The organism is Dactylosporangium sp. CA-052675 (assembly GCF_050947935.1).
Classification (GTDB): domain Bacteria; phylum Actinomycetota; class Actinomycetes; order Mycobacteriales; family Micromonosporaceae; genus Dactylosporangium.
Genome location: NZ_CP192010.1, coordinates 8,547,709 through 8,566,925 on the forward strand (window position 1 = coordinate 8,547,709; position 19,217 = coordinate 8,566,925).

The window sequence follows — 19,217 nt, forward strand, 5'->3', positions numbered from 1 at the left end:
GGATGCTCCCGTCATGCGCCTGACCCACGTGGTCCGCGCCGGTGTCGCCGTCGCCGCGGCCGTCACTGCGGCGCTCGCCTTCCCCGCGCTCGCCTCCGCGCACGTCACGGTCAACCCGAACACCGCCGTCCAGGGCGGGTACACGAAGGTGACCTTCCGCGTGCCGAACGAGCGCGACGACGCCGGCACGACGAAGGTCGAGGTCGCCATCCCGACCGACAAGCCGATCGCGTCGGTGTCGCTCAAGCCCGTGCAGGGCTGGACGGCGGCGACCGAGACGACGAAGCTGGCGACGCCGGTGAAGACCGAGGGCGGCGCCGAGCTGACCGAGGCCGTCTCGAAGATCACGTGGACGGCGGACGCGAACTCGGCGATCAAGCCGCACCAGTTCCAGGAGTTCGACGTGTCCCTGGGCCCGCTGCCGCAGGTCGACCAGATCGTGTTCAAGGCCCTGCAGACGTACTCCAGCGGCGAGGTCGTGCGCTGGATCGACGAGCCCGCGCCCGGCGGGGAGGCCGAGCACCCGGCGCCGGTGCTGAAGCTGTCGAAGAAGGCCGACACCGCCGTGGCCGGCGCGACGACCTCGGCCGGCCCGACGGTGAACGCCGCCGACTCGGGGTCGTCCGCGTCCTCGTCCTCCGACGGCACCGCGATCGGCCTGGGCATCGCGGGGCTGGTCCTGGGCCTGGCCGGGCTGGTGGTGGGTGTGCTGGCCTACCGCCGCGCCGCGTCCCCGAGCGCCTAGGCGCATCGAAGGGGGCTTTTGTTCCGTAGGGCCACTTGGCTACATTGGACGGGTGGCGCGCTACGACCATATCGCGGACGTCCTCCGGCAGCGGATCTGCGGCGGCGAGCTGGCCGTCGGGGCGCTGATACCCAGCGCCGACCAGATCGCCAGGGAGTTCGGGGTCGGGCGGGACACCGCGCTCAAGGCCGTCAAGATCCTGCGCAACGAGGGCCTGCTGGTCATCGGCCGGGACTGCAACATCCGGGTCGAGCGGCGCGCCGTGCCGGCCGTCGAGGCGCCCGGGAACGTGGTCGAGGCCGGCCCCGCCAGCGTGGTCCGGGCCCGCATGCCGACGCCCCGTGAGCGCGACGAGCTCGGGCTGCCCGACGGGGTGCCCGTGCTCGTCGTGCGCACCGGGGACGTCGAGGAGGTGCACCCGGCCGCCGGAACCGCAGTCCGGTGGCCCCGCTCCGGCGACTAGCTATAGCTAGACGTTGTCGACCACGACCACTGTCACGTTGTCCCGGCCGCCGGCCAGCACCGCCCGGCGGACCAGCTCGTCCGCCGCCGCCTGTGGGTCCTCGCAGCTCGTCAGCACCGTGGCGATCTCGTCGTCGGTCAGCTCCAGCGGCAGGCCGTCCGAGCAGACCAGGAAGCGCTCCCCGGCCTCGGCCGTGCGCACCCACAGGTCCGGCCGCGGGCCCGGGTCGGTGCCCAGGGCGCGCGTGATCACGCCTCGGCGCATCGTGACCGCCTCGGGGGCCACGTGGTCGATCGTGAGCTGGTCGAGGGCGCCGGCGGCGAAGCGGTACACCCGCGAGTCCCCGACGTTGAAGATGATCCAGCATTCGTCGCCGTCGACCTTGCCCAGGCACAGGCCGGCGGCCGTGGTGCCCATGCCGCCCTGGGTCGGGTCCGCCGCGGCCGCGGCCAGGATGTCGGCGTTGGCCTGGACGATCTCGTCGCGGATGTCGAGGGGGCCCGGGCCCGCGACGCCGTCGAGGCGCTCCAGGGCCGTGACCGCCAGGTGGCTGGCGACGTCGCCGGCCGCGTGGCCACCCATGCCGTCGGCCACGGCGAAGATGCACTCGCCGACCAGCGCGCTGTCCTCGTTGCGGCGGCGGATCTTCCCGACGTCGGTCGCCTTGCCGGCCCGGATTGTCGCCATCAGCCCTCCACCGCCATCGAAACCACGAACGCCATCAAGATCCCACTATCGTCAAGATCGCACCATCGCCGAAACGACCGGACACGACGGGCTGCCCGGCGCCCATCAGACGCCCACCGGCTGCGCGAGCAGCGACAGGAGGCGGGCGACGACGGCCGCACGGGCCAGGGGGCGACCCGGGTCCGGTCGTTCCAACGAGTCGGACATGAACCAGGCACCGGCGGCGCTGCGCGCGACCGCGACGCCGGACTCGCCGGCCGCGCCGGCCTGGGTGCGGATCAGCACCGTGGCCGCGCCGTCGCCGGAGGTGCACAGGTCCAGGAATCGGAGCACGGGCGCCGACAGGGGCTCGGTCGCGTCGATGAGCTCGACGGAGAAGAGCCCGTAGGAGCCCGGGTAGACCGCGAGCCGGCCGGTCACGCCGGAGAACAGGTGCACCACGACGGGGCGCTCGTCGAGCCAGCCGGCCGCCTCGGTGCTCGTGTGCCGGGTCGCCAGGGCCGCGATCGCGCCCTGCACGAACTCGCCGGGCCGCACGCCGCTGTCGTCGAGGCGGCACAGGTCCCGCGCGACGAGGGAGGCGACCCCGGAGGCGACCACGATCCCGGTGGAGACCCCGGGCTGGAAGTTGAGCCGGCGGCGCACGTCGTCGACCTCGGCCCCGCGCTCGGCCGCGGAGCGCAGCACGAACTCCAGCTCCGCGAACGTCAGCGTCACCGGCCCGCCGGCCTGCTCGCCGGTGGGCTGGTCCGCGCGGTGGTCCGCCATCGCCGTTGCTTGCTCCCTCAAACCGCTGAGATTACCGGGGGCCGCAAACCCGGCGCGACCCGGTTGCGCCCTTCGCGCTTCGCCTCGTACAGCGCCACGTCCGCGGCCTCGACGAGCCGCTCCGGTTCGTCGCCTCCGCCGGGCCGCGCGGCCGCCACGCCGACGCTCACGGTGACGACGCCGGTGCGGGTGCGCCGGTGCGGCTCGCCGAGCCCCTCGACCCCCGCCCGCAGCCGCTCGGCGGCCACGCAGGCGCTGGTCAGGTCGGTGTCGGGCAGCACCACCGCGAACTCCTCGCCGCCGAGCCGGGCGACGAGGTCGGTGGCGCGCACGGTGCGCTGCAGGGCGCCGGCGACCTTGCGCAGGCAGGCGTCCCCGCCCGGATGGCCGTAGTGGTCGTTGTACAGCTTGAAGTGGTCGATGTCGATCATGGCGACGGCGAGCGTCCCGTGGTTGCGCGCGGCCCGGCGCCACTCCTCGCCGAGGCCGTCGGTGAACTTGCGCCGGTTGGCCAGGCCGGTCAGCGGGTCGGTGACGCTGAGCACGGCCAGCCGCTCGTTCGCGGCCTCCAGGGCCTCGGTGCGCTCGGCGACCTTGCGCTCCAGCGACGCGTACAGCAGCGCGTTGTCCAGCGACACGGCCAGCTGCCCGGCGATGAGGTCGACGGCGTCGAGGCGGTCGCCGGTGAACGCGCCGCGGCTGAGCCGGTTCTCCAGCACCAGCATGGCCCGCGGCTGGCCGTGCACGACGACCGGCAGGACCATGAGCGAGCAGGCGTCGAGGCCGGTGAGGTACGGGTCGCGGGCGAACCGGCCGTCCCGGCACGCGTCGGCGACGACGAGCGGCTCCCGGACCCGGTCGGCGTAGCGCACGGCGGTGACCGGCAGCAGCCCGGCCGCGCCGGCGTCCTCGAGGCTCTGCTGCCCCGCGTCGGTCGACAGCCGCCAGGCGCGCGCGTCGGGATCCCACAGCAGCAGCCGTACCGCCGAGGCCCCCGTCATCGCGCTGAGCACCTCGGCGACCTGGTCCCGGAGCCGGTCGAGGCTGGTCTGCGAGCTCAGCGCCCGCGAGGCCGCGAGCACCGCCATGAGGTCGATCGCGTCGCTGGTCACCGGCCCGTCGGCGGCCCCGGCCGGCCCGGCCGCCCCGCGCTCGCCGACCGGCTCGCCGGCCATCGCGAGCGCCTTGCCGCGGGCGCCCCAGGCCGCGTAGAGCCTCCGGGCCTCGTCCAGCAGGCCCCGGCCGGTGTGCGTGAGCCCGGCGGCGAGGTGGGCCAGGCCGGCGCGCTCGGTGATGTAGGCGCGATGCCACGGTCGCGGCTCGGGCGGTACGAGATCCAGGGCCGTCTGGAACGCGCGCAGCGCGTCGAGCGGATCCGTGCACCGCTCGGCGTCGACGAGCGCGGCCAGGTGCGCGAACGTGCCCGGCGACTCCCCGGCCCGCTGCCGCAGCCAGCCGTGGACGCGCTCGAGCTCCTCCGCGTCGCCGCCCGGGGCGCGGCTGAGGGCGAGGGCGCGCACGAGATGCGCGGTGGCGGTCGTGTAGATGCCGGGGATGGCGCCGAGCATCGTCATCGCCGTCGCGCTGTGCTCCCGCAACGCGCCCTCGTCACCCATGAGGGCGCCCTCCAGCGCCCGGTACACGTGGAAGTTCGCGAGCCCGACCGGCTGCTTGGCGTAGTCCGGCTCGGGGCGGCGCGGCTCCCCGCGCAGGGTCCGCAGCAGCTGCGCGAACGGCTCGTAGCTGATCAGGCCGATCTCGTTGCGGGTCCGCTCGGCCAGGGCCAGGCCGGCGTCGATCTCGGCCGCCCACGCGTCCAGGGTCGGCGCGCAGTCGAGCAGGGCCGCGATCGAGAAGTCGTACGCGAAGCAGGCGTACTGCACGTCGCCGGTGTGCAGCACGTCCTCCCGCGCCCGGGCCAGGGTCGCGACGTTGGCCTCCAGCGGCTCGAACCACGGCTGCACGAACCCGGCGAAGACGTAGCGGACGCGGGCGGCGCCGACCACGTACCCGCGGTCCTCCCCCACCGCGAGCACGTGCCGGGCCACGTCGTACGCGGTCCGGTAGTCCTGCCCCATCGCGATCACGACGGTCGGGATGCGCCCGAGCCCGGCCATGAGCGCCGGGCTCGGCCCGTGCTCGACCCAGCGCCGGTGGCTCTCCAGCACGACCCAGATGAACGCCATCCGGTCGCAGAAGAACGCCGGTGACAGCATCTTCTCGAGGATCTTGCCGATCCCGGCGAGGGTCGGGTCGCGCCGCTCGGGCCGGTCGTCGCGGCCCCGCGCGACCTCGGCCGCCCACCGGGCCAGGTCCCGCAGCCGCTCGCCGAGGGTGTCGCCGAGGTTCTCGGGCCGGGTGACGCCGAGCCGGGCCAGGAGCCGCTCGCCGAGCGCGACGGCCTCGGGCGAGCGGTGCCGGTTGGTGAGGCTGTAGATCTGCACGCAGGTGGCGTCGACGAGCTCCAGCGGGTCGGTGCCGCGGCGCTCCAGCTCGGCGAAGCGGTCGTCGGCCTCGGCGAGGCGGCCCAGCTGGTAGAGGGTGGCATGCAGCTCGGTGAGCAGCTGCGGGTCGTGCTCGTCGCCGAGGTCCTGCGCGGCGAGCAGGAACCGCTCGGCGACGCCGCCGTTCATGAGCCGGATCGCCCCGGCCGCGGCCCGGAACAGCCCGGCGACGCGGGCCTTCTCGGCGGGGTCGTCGAGCAGGTCGACGGCCTGCAGGTACTGCTCGGCGGCGAGGTTGCCCTCCCCGACCCGCCGGGCGATGTGCAGGTGCCGGGCGCGGCGCTGGTCGGGGCCGAGCATCCGGTAGGCGGCCTGCTGCACCCGGTCGTGGCGGAACCGCACGACGTCACGCTGCTCCTCGAGCACCAGCAGCCCGTCCTCCAGCGCCGGCACGAGCGCGCCCGGGTCCTCGACGTCGCCGAGCCCGACCTCGCCGCCGAGGCAGGCCAGGGACTGCACGGCGTCGCGGGTCACCGGCGGCAGCGCGCCGATGCGGGCCACGACGAGGTCGAGGACGTCGGTGGCGCCGATGTGGCCGCGCACCGCCCCGGGGTCCCAGCGCCAGCCCTCGGCCTCCAGGGTGAGCACCCGGTCGCGGCGCAGGGCGTTGACGAGCTCGACGGTGTCGTACGGGTTGCCGCCGGTGTGCCGCCCGACGGCCGCGGCGAGCTCGGCGGACCGCCCCGGCTCCAGGCGCAGCATCTCGCCGAGGAACTCGGCCAGGTCGTCCGGGGGCAGGTTCGCCAGGCGCAGCACCGCCGGGGCGCCCGGCTGGCGGGCCCAGCGCGCCTGGGTGGCGGCGAGCGGGTGGGCCTCGTCGACCTCGGCGTCCCGGTAGGCGCCGACGACGAGGACGCCCTGCAGGGTGGTGTCGGACAGGATGGCGTCGACGACCCCGATCGGGAAGGCGCCGGCCCACTGCAGGTCGTCGACGACCATGACGACCGGGTGCACCGGCGAGGCGACGGCCCGCAGGACGTCCACGGCGGCCTGCTGCAGCCGCGAGCCGGTCTCGAGCTCGGTGGTGTCCGGCTCCGGTTCGGCGCCGAGCAGGACCGCGAACTCGGGCAACGCCCCGGCCAGGAGCCCGGCGTTGGGGCCGAGGGCGTCGCGCAGCCGGGGGCCGAGGTCCGGCCCGGCCTCGGCGAGCAGCAGCCGGGCGAGGGCGCGCATCGACTGGCGCACGGCGTCGGAGTCGGGGTCGCGGCGGTACTGGTCGAACTTGCCCATGACGAACCAGCCGCCGCTCGCGGTGACCAGCGGCCGCAGCTCGTTGACGAGGGCCGTCTTGCCCACCCCGGGCCCCCCGGCGGCGAGCAGCCCGCGGGTCTTGCCGGTCAGGGCGTCGGCGAAGGCGCGGTGCAGCGCCTCGACCTCCCGCTCGCGGCCGATCAGCCGCGACGGCGGGCTGAGGCGCCGGGCGAAGTCCCGCTCGCCGAGCACGGCCGGGCGGGTGCGCAGGTCGTGCAGGAGCCCCTCCGCGCTCTGGTACCGCCGGTCGGGCTCCTTCTCCAGGAGCTTGGCGATGATCGGCCCGAGCTCGCCGCCGGCCGGGGCGGGCGCCGTGGCGAGATGGTCGTGGACGAGCTGCAGGGCGGTGCCGGCCGGGAACGGGGGGTGGCCGGTGGCGTACTCGTACAGGGTGGCGCCGAGCGAGTACAGGTCGGCGCGGTGGTCGACGGGCCGCCCGGTGCGGCCGGTCTGCTCGGGCGCCAGGTAGGCGAGGGTCCCGGCGATCTCGTGCTGATGCGTGAATCCGGGCCGCTCCTCGGCGAACGTGGTGGCAAGATCGAAGTCGACCAGCAGCGGCCCGCGGGCGGTGGCGTAGATGTTGGCCGGGTTGACGTTCTTGTGCACGACGCCGCGGTCGTGGACGGCGGCGAGGATCCGCGCCAGCCCCTCGGCGAGCTCGCCGAGCCGCTGCGGGGTCTGCCGGCCGGCGACCGGCTCCCCGCCGAGGTCGGCCAGCAGCAGGCAGGTCCCGTCGCACGGCTCCAGCAGGACCGGCACGCCCTCGACGCCCTCGAGGCGCTGCAGGATGACGGCCTCGCGGCGCAGGCGGTCGCCGGCGTCCTCGCCGCCGGCCCAGGCCTTGCGCACCGCGGGGCGTCCGCCGGGCAGCGTGACGGGCGTGAGCGTCTTCGCTCCCGTGCGCGGGAGCGCGCCCAGCCGCCGGGCCGCCTCAGGGTGCACACGGTCCCCATCGACCGGGCCGGCCGGGACTTGACCGTTTTGTCCGCCGTTGTTGGGTTACGGCGCCGCGGCCGCCCGCCGCGCCTCACACCGGCCGGTACGAGCAGCGCCGCCCCGTGTGCACGGTCTCGCGCAGGTGCCGGCCCAGCCCCGCGTCCGACTCCTCGACCCGGGCGATCGCGCGGCGGATCGCCTTGCCCACCGCGACCCGCGCCCGCTCCGCGTTGTCGACGAAGCGCCGGCTCCGGCCGCCGATGCCCACGCTGCCCGCCAGCTCGGCCATGAGGGCCTCGCTCTCCAGCCGGGCGGCCTCCGCGCGGCGGCGGTCCGAGGTGGACTCCATCTCCGCGCGCAGGTCGGCGACGCGGGTGCGGTACCGCCGCATCGCCTCCTGGTCGAGGACCGCCTGCGGCGACGTGCGCGCCCCCACGGCCTCGGCGAGGCCGGTGACGCCCATCGCCAGCTCGACGGCGGGGATCTCGGTGCCGGCGTTGGCGAGCAGGACCGCGAGGTGCAGCATGCCCACGCTGTTCTCCACGAGCACCGAGCGCTCCCCCCAGTCCAGGCGCCAGTGCTGCCGCTCCCGCACGCAGACGGCCCGGTCGGGCTGGTCGGGACCGAGCCGGTCCAGGGCGCACCGGGACGCCTCCGCGGCCGGCCAGTGACCGAGCGCCCGGTTGTGCTCGACGGCCCGGGTGAGGTGCTCCACCGCCAGGTCACGGCGGCCGAAGACGGCCGCGGCCACGCCGAGCGCGTGGTGTACCGAGCCGAAGCACGCGATCCCGAGACTGACCATCGCCGGGCGCTGCGCGTGCGGCCGCAGCAGCTCGTAGGCCTCGGCGGCCAGGTCGGCGTCGCCGAGCAGGCGCGCCGCCTCGACGATGCCGTGCATGGTGACCAGCCAGCTGCCCGAGCGCGGCAGCTCCTTGAGCGACGGGCCGCGCAGCCGGGCCAGGGCGTGCGCGGCGGTGCGCAGGTCGCCCGCCTCGGCCGCGGCGACGGCGTGCACCGCGTAGTAGGCGTTGTCCACCGCGGACAGCGTCGGCTCGTGCACCATCCGGTCGAGCATCGGGCGCAGCTCCTCAAGCCGGCCCTGGTACCAGCGAATGGCCACGAGGTGCGCGCCGTACCAGCCGGCGGCGTCGGCGTCCCCGGCCCGGTCGCCGCGCTCGAAGCACGCCCGCGCGGCCCGCTCGGCCTCCTCGAACCGCCCGGCGCGGATCTCGCGCATGACGTCCATGGCGTCGGCGACGTAGCCGGCGGCGAGGTGGGGCCGCTCGGCGAGCAGGTGGCGCAGCTCGCCGAGGCGCCGCTCGGCGTGCCGGTCGCCGTCCAGGAACAGGTCGGCGGTGACCCACAGCAGGCCCATGACGAGGTCGCCGCGGCGGCCGGTGCGGGTGCTCACGCCGAGCAGCTCCACGGCGATCTCGCGGCGCAGCAGCCGCTGCTCGGGGCCGAGCAGGCAGTGGTGCGCCAGGCTGAGCGCCTCGGCGTGGGCGACGGGGTCGCCGTGCGCGCGGGCGTCCTCGAGCACGGCCAGGACGGCGTCGCTGCGACCCTCGCGGTAGTCGCGCTCGGCGGCGAGGCGGGCCCGGAGCCGTACCGCCACGGCACCCTGCGGATCGACCAGCCCCAGCAGCCGGCTCAGCCGCTGCTCCAGCACGGCCGCCCCGGCGCCGGTGCGGTGCTCGTGCACCCAGACGCCCGCGAACCCGAGCGCGGCCTCGGCCATGCCGGCCACGTCCCCGGCCGCCTCGGCGCGCGCGTACGCGACGTCGAAGCACCGGCGTGCGGTCCTCAGGTCCCCGTCGGCGTGCAGCGCGTGCAAGCCCTCGGCGACCGGTTGCGCGGTGTCGGCCGGTGCGACACCGGCCGATCGAACGATGTCAGTCTCGACGCATTCAAGCGCGCCGGAACCCGACGTCATTGCGGTTCTCCAACCTCTGCCCGCGCCCATCATCGTCCGCCGGCGCGGCTTCGGCTCGTCCCCGACGGGTTCTCGACAGACTGCAACCGAACGGGCGGGCCGTCGATCGGCCCCCGCCGCCGGTAGGCTGCGCCAGTGGATACTCCGGACGTGGTGCTGCGGCCGGTGACGGCCGGCGATCTGTGGCTGCTGGAGCGGCAGGCCGACGACCCCGAGACCGGGGGCGGGTTCAACTGGTCCGGGTATCGCGACATCGTCGCCACCCGCCGCCGCTTCGAGGAGAACCGGCTCATCGGCCCGGACGGCGGGTGCCTCATCGTGCAGCTGGACGGGGACTCCGGCCCGGTCACCGCGGGCACCGTGCACTGGAGCCGCACCACCTACGGGGTGCCGACCTGGGCCTGCTGGACCATCGGCATCCAACTGCTGCCCGGGTTCCGGGGCCGGGGGGCGGGCACGGCCTCGCAGCGGATGCTGGCCGCGTACCTGTTCGACACGACGCCGGTCGAGCGCGTGGAGGCGTACACCGACGTGGAGAACGTCGCCGAGCAGCGGGCGCTGGAGAAGGCCGGGTTCACCCGCGAGGGCGAGATCCGGGCGTCGCAGTTCCGGCAGGGCCGGTGGCGCAGCCTGTACCTGTACTCGATGGTGCGCTCCGAGTACGCCGGCGACCCGCGCCCGTAGCCCGTCGCGCCCGGCCGATCAGGGGCGCGGCAGGCCGGCCTGGGCCGCGACCAGCCGGCCCATGAGGGCGACGAGCGCGCGCACGTCGCCGTCCGGCGAACCGCCGGGACCCGGATGCGGCCCGCGCCGCCGTCTCGGGGCCGCGCGGGGCCGGTCCGATCACGGCCGACGCGTTCGCCGAGTGGGTCACCCGCTCGGGCATCGCCCTGCGGGCGGTCTCGTGGTATCCCGCCGGGGCCGGCGCCATGGTCGTCGAGCAGGACGCCGAGTGGGGCGGCGGCCCGGGTCGCGACGCTGTTCCGGGTCCGCGGCGGGCGGGTCGCCGTGGCGCACCGGTTCGGCTCGCCGGCCGAGGCCCTCGCCTCAGCGCAGGAGGGCTGAGCGGGCCGCCGCGTTCCGCGTCCAGCCGCAGCGGCTCACGACATGTCCCACCGTTCGAGGTCACGCAGCCAGGCGTTGGCGTTGCCGTCCGACGGGGCCCGCCAGTCGCCGCGCGGGGACAGGGAGCCGCCCGCCGAGACCTTCGGGCCGTTGGGCAGGGCGGAGCGCTTGAACTGGGCGAAGCCGAAGAACCGCCGGCAGAACACCTCGAGCCAGTGCCGGATCTCCGGCAGGTCGTAGGCGACGCGCCGGTGGTCCGGGAAGTGCACCGGCCACGCCCCGGCGTCGGCGTCGCGCCACGCGTGCCAGGCCAGGAAGGCGATCCGCGACGGGCGCATCCCGAAGCGCAGCACGTGGAACAGCGTGAAGTCCTGCAGCGCGTACGGGCCGACCTTCGACTCCGAGGACTGCAGCTCCTCCCCCGGCACGAGCTCGGGGCTGATCTCCTGCTCGACGATCACCGACAGGATCTTGGCGACCTCGTCGGTGAACTGCCCGCTCGCGGCGACCCAGCGGATCAGGTGCTGGATGAGCGTCTTGGGCACGCCGCCGTTGACGTTGTAGTGGCTCATGTGGTCGCCGACGCCGTACGTCGACCAGCCCAGCGCCAGCTCCGAGAGGTCCCCGGTGCCCAGCACGATGCCGCCGCGGTGGTTGGCGATGCGGAACAGGTAGTCGTAGCGCAGCCCGGCCTGCACGTTCTCGAACGTCACGTCGTAGACGGGCTCGCCCGCGGCGAAGGGGTGCCCGAGCTCGGCGAGCATGAGCCGCGCCGTGGGGGTGATGTCGAGCTCGTGCACGCTCACGCCCAGGGCCCGCATCAGGGCGAAAGCGTTGTCCCTGGTGCCGCTCGACGTGGCGAAACCCGGCATCGTGTAGGCGAGGATGTCCGTGCGCGGGCGGCCGGCCCGGTCCATCGCGCGCGCGGCCACGATGAGCGCGTGGGTCGAGTCGAGCCCGCCGGAGACCCCGATGACGACCTTCGGCTCGCCGATCGCGGCGAGACGCTGGCGCAGGCCGGCGACCTGGATGTTGTACGCCTCGTAGCAGTCCAGCGCGAGCCGCTCCACGTCCGCGGGCACGAACGGGAAGCGCTCGACCACGCGGCGCAGCCCGAGGTCGGTGTCGGGCGGGGCGAGCGTGAACGCGATGCGCCGGAAGTCGCGCGTGCGCTCCTCGTGGGTGCGCCGGTTGTCCTCGAACGTGCCCATCCGCTGACGCTCCTGGCGCAGCAGGTCCAGGTCGACGTCGGCGACGGCGTGCCGCTCGCCGTCGGGGAAGCGCTCGGTCTCGGCCAGCAGCGCCCCGTTCTCGTAGATCATCGTCTGGCCGTCCCACGACAGGTCGGTCGTGGACTCGCCGAGGCCGGCGGCGGCGTACACGTACGCGGCCAGGCACCGCGACGACGCCGACCGGCACAGCAGCCGGCGGTCCTCGGCCCGGCCGACGGTGATGGGGCTGCCGGAGATGTTCGCGAGCACCGTCGCCCCGGCGAGTGCGGCCTCCGCGCTCGGCGGGACCGGCACCCACATGTCCTCGCACACCTCCACGTGCAGGACGAACCCGGGCAGGTCGTCGGCGGCGAAGAGCAGGTCGGGCCCGAACGGCACGTCCGCTCCCCCGACCCGGATCGTCCCGCCCCGCTCGGCGTCGCCGGCGGTGAGCTGGCGGGCCTCGTAGAACTCGCGGTAGTTGGGCAGGTACGACTTGGGCGCGACGCCGAGGAGGCGGCCGCGGTGCACGACGGCCGCGCAGTTGTAGACGCGCCCCCGGTGCCGCAGCGGCGCCCCGACGACGAGCACCGGCAGCAGATCGGCGGACCCGGCCACGACCTGCGCGAGCGCGTCCTCGACCCCGTCGAGCACGGCGTCCTGCAGCAGAAGATCCTCGATGCTGTACCCGCTGAGGCCCAGCTCCGGGAAGACGGCGAGGGCGACCCCCTCGTCCGAGCACTCCCGCGCCTGCCGCAGGATCGCCGCGGCGTTGGCGGGCGGGTCGGCGATGGCGGTCTGCCCGGTGCAGGCGGCCGCCCGGGCGAAGCCGTGGGCGTAGATCGAGCGGAAGTTCACGGTCCCATCATGGTCCAGCCGCGCCCACGGCCGGCACGGGTCCCGCCCGCACCGGCCGTGACGTCGACCTCAGCGCTTGACGGCGCCGCGCTCGATGGCGCAGGTGAGGTGGCCGGCGTACGCGCGGTACTCGGCCGTCGGCGCGACCACGTTGCCGTCGACGTCGATCGCCTGGCGCAGGATCGACAGGCAGGAGGTGCCCGCGGGGATGTCGCCGCTCCAGCGCTGCCCGGAGCGCAGGGCGAGCTGCCCGTTGCTGGTGCCCGGGAACGGCGAGAAGGTCTCGTTGCCGGTGGTGTACCACACGCGCAGCCCGTACACCTGCCCCGTGTCGTTGCAGAAGTTCAGCCACGCCGGTCGCGGGTCGGCCACCCCGGCCTGCACCGGCGGGATCGTCAGCGAGGTGACACCCTCGCGCTCGATGTTGATCGGACCGAACGAAGCGCCCATGTCGTCGTCATCCTCCTCGTCGCCGCCGCCGAGTCCAGCGCCGATCGTCTGCCAGGGTTGGGTGCCGTCCGCCCGCGCGTCGCCGACGACGGACAGGTGGCCGTGCGTGAAGTGCCGGTCGCCGTTCTTGGGGTTGTAGGGCCGCCAGGTCCACGCCCCGTACCCGCTGACCGCATAGCTGGAGAACATCTGCCCGTTGGAGATGCCGTACTTCACCCGGCCGTCGCGCGAGCGCCGGATGTCGTCGAGCACCCGGTGGGCGTCGAGCCCGAGGTCCGGCCGGTTGGGGAAGTCCGCCGCGGTGACGATCTGGTTTCCCCAGCCGGGAAAGTTGTGCGGCGAGTGGTCGGAGGTCGGATCATGCGCCGCGTCGCCGATCAGCCCCCACTCGTCGGCCCCGGTCCCGGGCGGGCGCGCCCGCGGCGCCCCGGCCTGCAACTGTTGGTGGAGGACCAGCAACGAGCGTGCGGCTCTCCATGCCATCGCTACCTCCTGCTGTAGGTATCGACGCCGACGCTAGCCGCACCACGCACCGCCCGCACACCCGAAGGGCGGGCCGCTCAGTCCTCCCGCCGCGGCTGCCCGGTCTCGACCCGGGCGATCAGCTGCTTGAGCCGCGCCACCTCCTCGGCGAGCGCGGTGTCCCCGGCGGCGGTGAGGCTGATCCAGGTGCGCCCGCGCTTGCCGGCGTAGCCCTTCTCGATCTCGATCAGCCCGGCCGTCTCCAGCACGCTCAGGTGCTTGGACAGATTGCCGGCGGTGAGGTCGAGCTGGGCGCGCAGGTAGCCGAACTCCGCCCGGCGCGCCTCGTGGGCGATGGTGAGGATGCCCAGCCGGACCCGCTGGTGGACCACCTCGTCCAGCCCGTTGACGGGGTGCAGCGGCTCGTCGGTCATCGCCGCCGCCGTTCGGCCAGCCCGAAGCCGGCGGCGCCCAGCAGCAGCACGATGCCGTTGATGCACTGCTGCGGCAGGAACAACGTGCCCCCCTGCCCCTGCAGGTGCCAGCCGAAGTCGATCGGCACCAGCACCACGGTCAGGTACGCGAGGGTGAACACCAGCAGCCCGACGTTGCGCTCGAGCCGGGCCAGCACGAGCAGCGCCACGCCGATCGTGCCCCACGGCGCGATGAGCCGGTCGATCACGAGGGCCCATTCGGGCAGCCGCTGCGGGTGCGCCGGGAAGTACAGCCGCGCGGCGATCCAGGCGGCGGTGAACAGCACAGTCAGGCCGACGCCGGTGATCGCGTACGGCCGCACGCGAGCGCCCAGGCCCCGCGCCCGGGCGACCCGGACGTAGCAGGCCGCGATCGCCGCGTAGGCCAGCAGCAGCGCCGGCGGCCAGTAGAACAGCACGCCCCGGCGCCAGGACTCGGCGGAGTCGAAGAGGTACCAGTCGAACGGGATCGCGGCGAACGTGGCCACCGCCAGGACCAGCAGCGCGAACCAGGTCACGCGCTGATCGACGCGCACGCGGCGGGCGAGGCCGCGCGCTTCCGAGAGCAGCCGGCGCGGATCGTCACCGGCGGGCACCGATTCAGTACTCATGCCAATAGGTTGGCACAGGAAACCAGTTTCCGCCACCGTCTCCGTCGGAGATCGCGAAGCCGGCGTTCCCGCCGCGGCCGGATGCGCCCGGCCCCGGCCCCCGGTGCGACGGCCCGGCGCTGCTGCTGAACGGCCGTCGCACCGCAGGCGCTCGAGGCGGGGCTGCCGGCCTTCGCCGTCGCGCCGGTACAGCACGGCGCGAAGCACTTGTGTGAGCAGTATTTATGGCCATACGGCCTTGTGGGCTACCGTCGCCGCGTGCGGGGGCGGAGCAGGGAGCCGGTGGTGCGTTACCGCGCCGTGGCCGACCGGCTCCGGGAGCAGGTCGCGGCCGGCGAGTACGCGCAAGGGCGGCCGCTGCCCGCCGAGGCCCTCCTCATGCGGGAGTTCGCCGTCAGCCTCATGACCGTCCGGCGCGCCCTGGCCCTGCTGCGCGAGGAGGGCATCATCGCCACCCAGCGGGGCCGGGCGGCGCGGGTACGGGCCCGGCCGGCGCGGCGTCGGATCGTGCTCGAGCGCGGCGCCGCGCTCGTCGGGCGGATGCCCAGCCCGCAGGAGCGGGCCCGGCTCGGCATCGAGCGCGGCGTGCCGCTGCTGGAGATCCGCCGCGCCGACGGCACCGTCGAGCAGGTCGATGCCGAGACGGTCGAGGTGGTTGTTGAAGAATAGGCGCCGTGTTCATCCTGCTGCCGCCCTCCGAGGGCAAGGCCGACGCTCCGCGGCGGGGGCGGGCGGTCGACCTGGCCACGCTGTCCGTGCCCGAGCTCGGCGACGCGCGGCGGCAAGTCCTCGACGACCTCGTCGCGCTCGCGGCCGACCCGCAGCTCGCGATCGGCACGCTCGGCCTCGGCGCCGGGCAGACCGGTGAGGTCGAGCGCAACGCGCGGCTGGCCAGCGCGCCCGCCGTCGCCGCGGGGAAGGTGTACACCGGCGTGCTCTACGACGCGCTCGGGCTCGCCGGGCTGGACGCGGCCGCGAAACGGCGGGCCGCGAAGCAGCTGCTGATCTTCTCCGGGCTGTGGGGCGTGGTCGGGGTCGGGGACCGGATCCCGCCGTACCGGTGCTCGATCGGGGTGCGGCTGCCCTCGACCGGGCCGCTCGCCGCGCACTGGAAGGCGGCGCTCAAGGCGCCCCTGGACGCGCTGGCCGGCGACGAGCTGGTGCTGGACCTGCGCTCGTCGGCGTACGCGGGCATGTGGACGCCGCCGCACGCCGTCACGGTGCGGGTGCTGCACGGCGGGAAGGTCGTCAGCCACTTCAACAAGGCGACCAAGGGCCGGATCGTGCGGGCGCTGCTCGAGTCCGGGGCGCGGCCGCGCACGCCGGCGCGGCTCACGCAGACGCTGCGCGACCTCGGATATCGCGTCGAGGAACCCCGGCCGGGGCAGCTCGACATCCATGTGGAGCAGCTTTAGCATTCGCCTGCGCCGCCCGGCGGTGTTCCGGGAGCGTCAGGGAATGTGGACCACCCACTGACCCGCCGCACCGTGCTGGGCGCCGCCGGGGCCGCCCTCGCCGCCGGAGCCGTGCCGCCCGCGACGGACCCGGCCCCGGGAAATGTGCGGCCGGTCAGCATGGCGACGCACATCCACGGCCCGTTCAGCGAGGGCCTCGCGAGCTTCTCCGCCCATCTCGAACAGGCCCGCGCGAACCACGTCGACGTGATCTGGTGGACCGATCACGACTTCCGCATCGCCGCGTTCGAGCACCGTCAGGCGGTCCATTTCGACGGGGCCGTGGAGCCCGAGCACGGCCTGGACTGGAAGTGGGTCAAGGAGACCGAGGGCAGGCCCGCCGGGGCCGTGGCCGAGTTCGTCGCCTCGCCCCATTCGCCGCAGGACGGCACCGGCAAGGCCCTCCGGCTCGTTTCGAAGGACAAGGGCATCATCTGGTACCGCGGGCAGTCCTGGAACAACACCATGAACGCCTGCATCGCCGACACCGAACTGACCCTGGACCTGCTGCCGGAAACGCTCCCGGCGGGCGGCTCCCTGCTGTTCGAGCTGCAATTGTCGAACCATCCCGGGCTGGGGGTGCTGCGGCTGCGGTACCAGATCGGGCCCTTCGCCGCCACCACGCACACGGCGACCGGGCCGAACGGGACGGTGCGCCTGCCCGTCAAGGCCGGTCAATGGCGGGAATGCACGTTCGTGCCGCGCGACGACGTCGCGAAACTGTGGCCCGCCATCGCCGCCGCCGACAACGCGCTCACCGGGCTGCGCATCGGCGTCCAGCACGCCGGGTTCGTCGCCGACCGGCTCACGTTCCACCGCTCGCGGCGCGCCGGGCCGGCCGGTGAGCAGCTGCGGGCCGAGGTCATCGCGGCCGCCGCGGCGAAGCACGGGGCGGGCGTGACGCACTACCGCGCCATGGAGATCTCGCTCGTGCGGCACCTGAACTGGTTCGGCGGCGACCAGCGGTTCCCGTCGTTCCCGAGCCCGCCGGTCCGCGACGACAGCCCGGCGCTGACGGCGTCGATGGTGCGGTACCTGAAGGCGCACGGCGGCCTCGTGTGCTGGAACCATCCGATGGACGTGGCGAAGCGCGACGAGCTCGTGAAGCTGATGCTGGACCGGGACTTCCTCGGCGTGGACCTGGTCGAGATCGGCCGGAAACCGTACGACGACCTGCTGTGGGTGTACGACGTCGCCTGCCGCAACGCGCTGTTCTTCACCGCGGTCGGCAGCAGCGACGACCACGACGCGACGGACTGGGCGAAGGAGCCGGAGCACGACATCACCTACGTGTGGTCGCCGTCGCTCGCCCAGCCGGATCTGCTCGCCGCGATGGCGAAGGGGGCGGCGTGGTTCACGGATCTGGCGCGGTACCGCGGGAGCCTGGATCTGCGCGTCGGCGGCGTTTCGCATCTGGGTGCCGTGCTCATGACGCAGGCGCCGGTGACCGTCGACGCGATCGCGACCGGCCTGCCCGGCGGGGCCAAGGCGGAATTGATCGTCGGCGTGGTCGACGAGGCGGCCGCGGTACCGTCGACGAAAACCGTGAAATCGAAGACTGTCACGGTTTCGCCGGGCCATTACGTCCGGCTCCAGGTCCGTCTCGCCGGGGGCGACGTGGTGGGCGTGTCCAATCCGCTGTGGGTGCTGGACAAGGCCCCGAAACGACCGATTCCCGCCGGGCGCCGGCGGGAATCGGGATGAAAAGAGCGGACGACCGGATTCGAACCGGCGACCCTCACCTTGGCAAGGTGATGCGCTACCAGCTGCGCTACGTCCGCACTGAGCAAGGACTCTAGCGCATTCGCCGGCGGGACTCCCACCCGGGGTCGTCGCCCGTTAGCGTGACGCCGTGAAGGTGCGTGCGCTCGCCCTGACGCTGCTGCTCGCCGGCTGCGGCGGCACTCCGGCCGCGACCCCCGCGTCGGCGCCCGCGACCCCCGCCCCGGCCGCGGCCACCCCGTCGGCCTCCCCCACGGCGCCCGCCCTGCGCCTCGCCTTCGCCGGCGACGTGCACTTCATGGACCGCACCGCGAAGCTGCTGTCGAACCCGGCGACCGCGTTCGGCCCGATCGCGTCCACGCTCGCCGACGCCGACCTCACGGTGGTCAACCTCGAGACCGCGATCACGACCCGGGGGACGCCGGAGCCCAAGACGTACCATTTCCGGACCGAACCCAGGGCCGTCGACGCGCTGAAGGCCGCCGGGATCGACGCGGTCACCATCGCGAACAACCACATCCTCGACTACGGCCGGGTCGGCCTCCTCGACACCCTCGACGCCCTGCACGCGGCGGACTACCCGTACTTCGGGGCCGGCAAGAACACCGAGGACGCCTACGCGCCCCTGTACACCACCGTGAAGGGCGTGCGCATCGCGCTGCTGGGCTTCAGCCAGGTCCACGAGCTCGCCTCGACGTGGGGCCCCGGCCCCGACCGGCCCGGCGTGGCCCTGGCCTTCGACACCGACCGCGCCACGGCGTCCGTGACCGCCGCCCGCGCCCGAGCGGACCTCGTGATCGTGTTCAACCACTGGGGCGAGGAGGCGAACAGCTGCGCCAACCGCGAACAGCAGACGTTCGCCGCCCGCCTGACGAAGGCCGGCGCCGACCTGATCATCGGCGCTCACGCCCACACCCTGCAGGGCTCCGGCCGGCTGGGCGGCACCTATGTGGCCTACGGCCTGGGCAACTTCCTGTGGTACGGCCCGTCGAAGAGCACCGAGACCGGCATCCTGCGCCTGACGGTCCGCGCGAGGGCCGTCACCAGGGCCGAGTTCCTGCCCGCCGTCGTCTCCGACACCGGCCAGCCGGTCCTGCTGACGGGCACCGCGGCGGACAAGCTGAGCCGCCGGTACGCGAACCTGCGCACCTGCGCGGGTTTGTCCGGATGAAGAACCCCAGCTCAGACGGTCTCGACGCGCCGAAGCGGGATACCGGTTTGGCATGGGGGTTGGAGGTCGGCTAAAGTTTGCATCCGTCGCCAGGGAACGCAGCTGGCGGTGCGGACGTAGCGCAGCTGGTAGCGCATCACCTTGCCAAGGTGAGGGTCGCGGGTTCGAATCCCGTCGTCCGCTCGGGATAGTCACCACGGTGGGGTGGCCGAGAGGCGAGGCAACGGCCTGCAAAGCCGTGTACACGGGTTCAAATCCCGTTCCCACCTCGGAGTCGCCGCATTTTGTGTGGCTGCACCGCTGGGGCGATTGGCGCAGTGGGAGCGCGCTTCCTTGACACGGAAGAGGTCACTGGTTCAAACCCAGTATCGCCCACCATATGAAACACCAGGTCACGGCCGGTTTCCTCGCGACGAGGGACCGGCCGTTTCCCGTCTTGGCGGACGCTCGGGA

General features: G+C 74.2%; 15 protein-coding genes, 4 tRNA genes and 1 pseudogene. 10 read left to right on the plus strand and 10 right to left on the minus strand.

The genetic code is table 11. The features are described from left to right. Window positions 1-13: 13 nt before the first annotated feature. The gene (locus tag ACQP1P_RS38000) at window positions 14-745 is read left to right on the plus strand and encodes a YcnI family protein (protein ID WP_433078677.1); all 732 of its coding nucleotides are present in this window, start codon (window positions 14-16) and stop codon (window positions 743-745) included. A gap of 52 nt (window positions 746-797) precedes the next feature. Further along, a complete protein-coding gene (locus ACQP1P_RS38005; protein WP_433078679.1) occupies window positions 798-1,208 on the plus strand; it encodes a GntR family transcriptional regulator in 411 nt (136 codons plus the stop codon). A gap of 6 nt (window positions 1,209-1,214) precedes the next feature. On the opposite strand, the gene ACQP1P_RS38010 is transcribed toward ACQP1P_RS38005, so the two are convergent. The 5 genes and pseudogenes from ACQP1P_RS38010 to ACQP1P_RS38030 all read right to left on the minus strand — a co-directional run bounded on the left by ACQP1P_RS38010 (window position 1,215) and on the right by ACQP1P_RS38030 (window position 9,287). Continuing rightward, window positions 1,215-1,895: a PP2C family protein-serine/threonine phosphatase gene (locus tag ACQP1P_RS38010; protein WP_433078681.1), complete on the minus strand. Its 681-nt coding sequence runs from the start codon at window positions 1,893-1,895 to the stop codon at window positions 1,215-1,217. A 105-nt stretch (window positions 1,896-2,000) separates the two neighbouring features. Continuing rightward, complete coding sequence (locus ACQP1P_RS38015) at window positions 2,001-2,663, minus strand: hypothetical protein (RefSeq protein ID WP_433078683.1); 663 nt, start codon at window positions 2,661-2,663, stop codon at window positions 2,001-2,003. A 17-nt stretch (window positions 2,664-2,680) separates the two neighbouring features. Further along, window positions 2,681-4,879 carry a diguanylate cyclase domain-containing protein gene (locus ACQP1P_RS38020; protein WP_433090276.1) on the minus strand — a complete coding sequence of 733 codons (2,199 nt, stop codon included), beginning with the start codon at window positions 4,877-4,879 and terminating at the stop codon, window positions 2,681-2,683. A 1,191-nt stretch (window positions 4,880-6,070) separates the two neighbouring features. Further along, a pseudogene (locus ACQP1P_RS38025) lies at window positions 6,071-7,360 on the minus strand (serine/threonine protein kinase); the annotation flags it as partial. A gap of 85 nt (window positions 7,361-7,445) precedes the next feature. Next, the gene (locus tag ACQP1P_RS38030) at window positions 7,446-9,287 is read right to left on the minus strand and encodes a hypothetical protein (protein ID WP_433078685.1); all 1,842 of its coding nucleotides are present in this window, start codon (window positions 9,285-9,287) and stop codon (window positions 7,446-7,448) included. Between the two features lie 135 nt (window positions 9,288-9,422). Here ACQP1P_RS38030 and ACQP1P_RS38035 point away from each other — a divergent pair, with 135 nt between their 5' ends. Continuing rightward, window positions 9,423-9,971: a GNAT family N-acetyltransferase gene (locus tag ACQP1P_RS38035; RefSeq protein ID WP_433078687.1), complete on the plus strand. Its 549-nt coding sequence runs from the start codon at window positions 9,423-9,425 to the stop codon at window positions 9,969-9,971. A 416-nt stretch (window positions 9,972-10,387) separates the two neighbouring features. On the opposite strand, the gene ACQP1P_RS38040 is transcribed toward ACQP1P_RS38035, so the two are convergent. The 4 genes from ACQP1P_RS38040 to ACQP1P_RS38055 form a co-directional block, all read right to left on the minus strand. Further along, complete coding sequence (locus ACQP1P_RS38040; RefSeq protein WP_433078689.1) at window positions 10,388-12,421, minus strand: NAD(+) synthase; 2,034 nt, start codon at window positions 12,419-12,421, stop codon at window positions 10,388-10,390. 69 nt (window positions 12,422-12,490) lie between these two features. Then, window positions 12,491-13,354: a hypothetical protein gene (locus tag ACQP1P_RS38045; RefSeq protein ID WP_433078691.1), complete on the minus strand. Its 864-nt coding sequence runs from the start codon at window positions 13,352-13,354 to the stop codon at window positions 12,491-12,493. 77 nt (window positions 13,355-13,431) lie between these two features. Continuing rightward, window positions 13,432-13,767, minus strand: coding sequence for a transcriptional regulator (locus ACQP1P_RS38050; RefSeq protein ID WP_433078693.1), 336 nt, complete (start codon window positions 13,765-13,767; stop codon window positions 13,432-13,434). Then, window positions 13,764-14,417 (minus strand): hypothetical protein, encoded by a 654-nt coding sequence (locus tag ACQP1P_RS38055; protein WP_433078695.1) that lies wholly within the window; start codon window positions 14,415-14,417, stop codon window positions 13,764-13,766. The genes ACQP1P_RS38050 and ACQP1P_RS38055 overlap by 4 nt, the downstream gene beginning before the upstream one ends. Window positions 14,418-14,702: 285 nt before the next feature. On the opposite strand from ACQP1P_RS38055, the gene ACQP1P_RS38060 reads away from it, so the two are divergent. From ACQP1P_RS38060 to ACQP1P_RS38070, 3 genes are read left to right on the plus strand one after another with little or no spacing between them, the layout of a single operon-like run. Further along, on the plus strand, window positions 14,703-15,086 hold the full coding sequence (locus ACQP1P_RS38060; protein ID WP_433078697.1) for a GntR family transcriptional regulator: 384 nt from the start codon (window positions 14,703-14,705) through the stop codon (window positions 15,084-15,086). Window positions 15,087-15,091: 5 nt separating this feature from the next. Further along, window positions 15,092-15,832, plus strand: a complete 741-nt coding sequence (locus tag ACQP1P_RS38065; protein ID WP_433078699.1) for a YaaA family protein — start codon at window positions 15,092-15,094, stop codon at window positions 15,830-15,832. Window positions 15,833-15,877: 45 nt separating this feature from the next. Next, entirely contained in the window at window positions 15,878-17,575 is a 1,698-nt protein-coding gene (locus tag ACQP1P_RS38070) for a hypothetical protein (protein WP_433078701.1), read from the plus strand. Window positions 17,576-17,579: 4 nt separating this feature from the next. Here the strand turns inward: ACQP1P_RS38070 and ACQP1P_RS38075 are convergent. Further along, a tRNA-Gly gene (locus tag ACQP1P_RS38075) sits at window positions 17,580-17,652 on the minus strand. A 71-nt stretch (window positions 17,653-17,723) separates the two neighbouring features. Between ACQP1P_RS38075 and ACQP1P_RS38080 the strand changes: the two genes are divergently transcribed. The 4 genes from ACQP1P_RS38080 (at window position 17,724) to ACQP1P_RS38095 (ending at window position 19,142) form a co-directional block, all read left to right on the plus strand. Continuing rightward, window positions 17,724-18,764, plus strand: coding sequence for a CapA family protein (locus ACQP1P_RS38080; RefSeq protein ID WP_433078703.1), 1,041 nt, complete (start codon window positions 17,724-17,726; stop codon window positions 18,762-18,764). 110 nt (window positions 18,765-18,874) lie between these two features. Next, window positions 18,875-18,947: transfer RNA gene (locus ACQP1P_RS38085), tRNA-Gly, on the plus strand. 15 nt (window positions 18,948-18,962) lie between these two features. Next, window positions 18,963-19,033, plus strand: a tRNA-Cys gene (locus ACQP1P_RS38090). A 34-nt stretch (window positions 19,034-19,067) separates the two neighbouring features. Next, window positions 19,068-19,142 (plus strand) — tRNA-Val (locus ACQP1P_RS38095). Window positions 19,143-19,217: the final 75 nt, after the last annotated feature.